4 protein-coding genes are annotated in these 3,942 nt (G+C 73.0%); all 4 read right to left on the reverse strand.

The genetic code is table 11. The features are described from left to right. The coding region (nuoL, locus tag CTKZ_RS16185; RefSeq protein ID WP_124343910.1) for an NADH-quinone oxidoreductase subunit L at nucleotides 1–1,840 on the reverse strand (1,840 nt) is incomplete at its 3' end. Between the two features lie 10 nt (nucleotides 1,841–1,850). Then, nucleotides 1,851–2,150 (reverse strand): NADH-quinone oxidoreductase subunit NuoK, encoded by a 300-nt coding sequence (gene nuoK / locus CTKZ_RS16190; RefSeq protein ID WP_124343911.1) that lies wholly within the window; start codon nucleotides 2,148–2,150, stop codon nucleotides 1,851–1,853. Then, on the reverse strand, nucleotides 2,147–3,145 hold the full coding sequence (locus CTKZ_RS16195) for an NADH-quinone oxidoreductase subunit J (RefSeq protein ID WP_124343912.1): 999 nt from the start codon (nucleotides 3,143–3,145) through the stop codon (nucleotides 2,147–2,149). The genes nuoK and CTKZ_RS16195 overlap by 4 nt, the downstream gene beginning before the upstream one ends. After that, nucleotides 3,142–3,942, reverse strand: an 801-nt coding sequence (nuoI, locus tag CTKZ_RS16200; protein ID WP_371852387.1) for an NADH-quinone oxidoreductase subunit NuoI, incomplete at its 5' end; no start/stop codon positions are given. The genes CTKZ_RS16195 and nuoI, both read right to left, overlap by 4 nt.

Here is a 3,942-nt window from a genome sequence, read left to right on the forward strand (position 1 = left end):
CCGCGCGGTCGGCGAACACGAGCGACCGGGTGAGGTGCTGGCCGGGCTCGACGAGCAGCGCGTCGTTGACGGAGTCCTGGTAGAGGTCGACGCGGGCCGCGCGGGTGAGCGCGGTGCCGAGCGGCGGGACGACCGGGACCTGCGACACCGCGTACCGGCGCCACGCGATCACGACGCCGACCACGACGACGGCGAGCGTGAGCGCGATGAGCGACCACGCGGGCAGCACGGGCTCCTCGTGCTCGACGTGCCCGGTCACGGGCTCGAGCCACGTGACGAACCGGCCGCCGAGCCCGAGCACCAGGCCGAGACCGACCGACCCGACGGCCAGGATGATCATCGGCCAGGTCATGAGCGCCGGCGCCTCGTGCGGATGCTGCGCGGAGCCGTCGGCCTTCGGCGCCCACCGGCGCTCGCCCTCGAACGTCATGAAGAACAGGCGCGACATGTAGAACGCGGTGATGCCCGCGCCGAGCAGCGCGACCGTGCCGAACACCCACGCGCGCCACGGCTGGCCGTCGACCGGCACGAACGCGGCCTCGATGATCTTGTCCTTGCTGAAGAACCCGGCGAACGGCGGGATGCCGAGGATCGCGAGCCAGCCGGCCATGAACGTGAGCCACGTGATCGTCATGTAGCGCGCGAGCCCGCCGAAGCGGCGCATGTCGACCTGGTCGTCCATCGCGTGCATGACCGAGCCGGCCCCGAGGAACATCCCGGCCTTGAAGAAGCCGTGCGTCACCAGGTGGAAGATCGCGAACGCGTACCCGACCGGGCCGAGGCCCGCGGCGAGGACCATGTAGCCGATCTGCGACATCGTGGAGGCGGCCAGCGCCTTCTTGATGTCGTCCTTCGCGCAGCCGACGATCGCCCCGAACAGCAGGGTGATCGCGCCGACGACCACGACGACGAGCTGCGCTGTGGGCGCCGCGTCGAAGATCGCGCCGCTGCGGACGATGAGGTAGACGCCCGCGGTGACCATCGTGGCCGCGTGGATGAGCGCGGACACCGGGGTCGGGCCGGCCATCGCGTCGCCGAGCCAGGACTGCAGCGGGAACTGCGCCGACTTGCCGCACGCGGCGAGCAGCAGCATGAGGCCGATCGCGGTCGCGGTGCCCTCCGACAGCTCGGACGCACCGCCGAGGACGGTGCCGAAGTCGAGCGCGCCGAACTGGGCGACCATGATCCCCATCGCGACGATGAGCCCGATGTCGCCGACGCGGTTGGCGACGAACGCCTTCTTCGCGGCCACCGCGTACGGCGTCCGGTGGTTCCAGAACCCGATGAGCAGGTACGACGCCAGACCCACGCCCTCCCAGCCGAAGAACAGCAGGAGGTAGGAGTCGGCGAGGACGAGCAGGAGCATCGCCGCGACGAACAGGTTGAGGTACGCGAAGAACCGGCGCCGCGCGTCGTCGTGCTCCATGTACGCCACGGAGTAGACGTGGATCAGCGTGCCGACGAAGGTCACGAGCAGGACGAACGTCAGCGACAGCGGGTCCAGCCGGAAGCCCGCGTCGACGTGGAACGCTCCCGCGTCGAGCCACCGGCCGAGGTCGACGACGACGACGCGCTGGTCCGCCGGGCGACCGAGCAGCGCGAGGAACGCGACCGCACCGGCGACGAACGCGCCGGCCGAGGCGAGGACGCCGAGCCAGTGGCCCCAGCGGTCGGCGCGGCGGCCGAGCAGCAGCAGGACGGCGGCCGACAGCAGCGGCAGGCCGATGAGCAGCGGGCCGACGAGGAAGACGCCGGCCTGCACGGTCTCCGTGGCGGGCGCGATCGTGTCCGCCCGCAGGTGCGCGGGCAGGGTCGCAGCGAGGGTGGTCAGGGTGTGCACGGGCCGCCCCTCAGCTCTTGAGCAGGTTCACGTCGTCGACCGAGGCCGAGCGCCGGGTACGGAAGATCGCCACGATGATCGCGAGGCCGACGACGACCTCCGCTGCGGCCACGACCATGACGAAGAACGCCAGGACCTGACCCGTCAGCGCGCCGTGGATCCGGGAGAACGTCACGAGCAGCAGGTTCGTCGCGTTGAGCATGAGCTCGACGCCCATGAACACGATGATCGCGTTGCGCCGCAGCAGCACCGTCGTCGCCCCGATCGTGAAGAGGATCGTGGCGAGGACGAGGTAGTGGGTGAGGCTCACGCCTGGTCCTCCTGTCCGGCGACCCCGCGGGGTCCGGTCGACGGTCCGTCCTGACCGCTGTCGCTCACGGCCGCGTCGAGGTCGGGCACGTTGACGCGCGCGCCGGCGGGGTCCGCGGCGGGCGGCGGCGTCGGGCCGTCGCCGGTCGCGGCGTCGTCGGACGCGAACGGCGCGTCGGTGAGCCGGCCGGAGCGGACGCGCGCGGTGCGAGCGGCGAACTCGGCGGCGTCGGCCTCCTGCCCGCGGACCCGCAGCACGCGCGGCACCGAGTCCTCGATGGGGCGGCCGTCGGGGTCGAGGGCCGGGACGTCCATCGCGTTGTGCCGTGCGTACACGCCGGGCGCGGGCAGCGACACCGGGTGGGCGCCGGCGGCGACGCGGGCGTCCGCGCGCTCCTTCTGACCGACGCGCGGCACCAGCCGGGTCCGGTGCGTGTAGACGAGCGCGCCGAGCGCCGCGGTGACGAGCAGCGCGCCGACGACCTCGAACGCCAGCACGTACTCGCCGAAGACGACGTGCGCGATCGCGACCGGGTTGGACGCCTCGTTCGCGGCGTCGAGCCCCTGCGCCGGGCCGTAGGTGGCGCGGCCGACGACGCCCGCGAGCACGACTCCCAGGCCGACGCCGGCGAGCACGCCGATCCAGCGCTGGCCGCGGATCGTCTCGACGAGCGAGTCGGACGCGTCGACGCCGACGAGCATGAGGACGAACAGGAAGAGCATCATGACGGCGCCGGTGTAGACGACGACCTGCACGACGCCGAGGAACACCGCGTCCTGCGCGACGTACAGGAACGCGAGCGAGATCATCACGACCACCACGGACATCGCGGCGTGCACGGCCTTGCGTGCGAACAGCAGGCCGAGCGCGGCGAGCACCATGATCGGGCCGAGCACCCAGAACAGGACGGCCTCACCGGTACCGGCCTCGCCGCCGTCGAGCGCGGTCGCGCCCAGCGGGGCGGCGCTGAGCGCGTGCCCGAGGAGCGCGCTCACCGGGAGCCCTGCTTGGTCGCGGCGGCGGCGAGCGCGGCCTGCGCGGCGGCGGTGGGTCCGGGCACGTTCGCGGCCTCGACGCCCGCGCCCCCGGGCAGCGTCGGGTCGTCGGGGCGGTGCTCGGCGACCCACGCGCGCTGCGCGTCGTCGGGGCCGGTGACCTTGCCCTGGTAGTACTCGGTGTCGCTCGTGCCCTCGACCATCGGGTGCGGCGCGGAGAGCATGCCCTGGCGCAGCGGCGCGAGCAGGTCCTGCTTCTCCCAGATCATCCCGGCGCGCGTCGGGCCGGCGAGCTCGTACTCGTTGGTCATCGTGAGCGCGCGCGTCGGGCACGCCTCGATGCACAGGCCGCAGAAGATGCAGCGCAAGTAGTTGATCTGGTAGACGCGGCCGTACCGCTCGCCCGGGCTGAACTGCGCGTCCGGGGTGTTGTCGGCGCCCTCGACGTAGATCGCGTCCGCGGGGCACGCCCACGCGCACAGCTCGCAGCCGATGCACTTCTCGAGCCCGTCCGCGTAACGGTTGAGCTGGTGGCGGCCGTGGTACCGCGGCTTCGCGGGGACCTTCTCCGACGGGTACTGCTCCGTGACCGTCGGCCGGAACATGTTGGACAGCGTGACGCCGAAGCCGCCGACGGGTGCGAGGACCTCGGACAGCCCGGAGCGCGGCTCGATGAGCGACGTGTAGCCCTCGGTCTCGGGCGTCGCGACCTCGCCGCCGCGCGGCCGCGGCGCGACCGTGCGACCGGGCTGCGCCCCGGGCGCGGGCTTCCCGCCCGCGGGCGTGCCGCCTGCGGG

It is taken from the genome of Cellulomonas algicola (genome assembly GCF_003851725.1).
Taxonomy (GTDB): Bacteria; Actinomycetota; Actinomycetes; order Actinomycetales; family Cellulomonadaceae; genus Cellulomonas; species Cellulomonas algicola.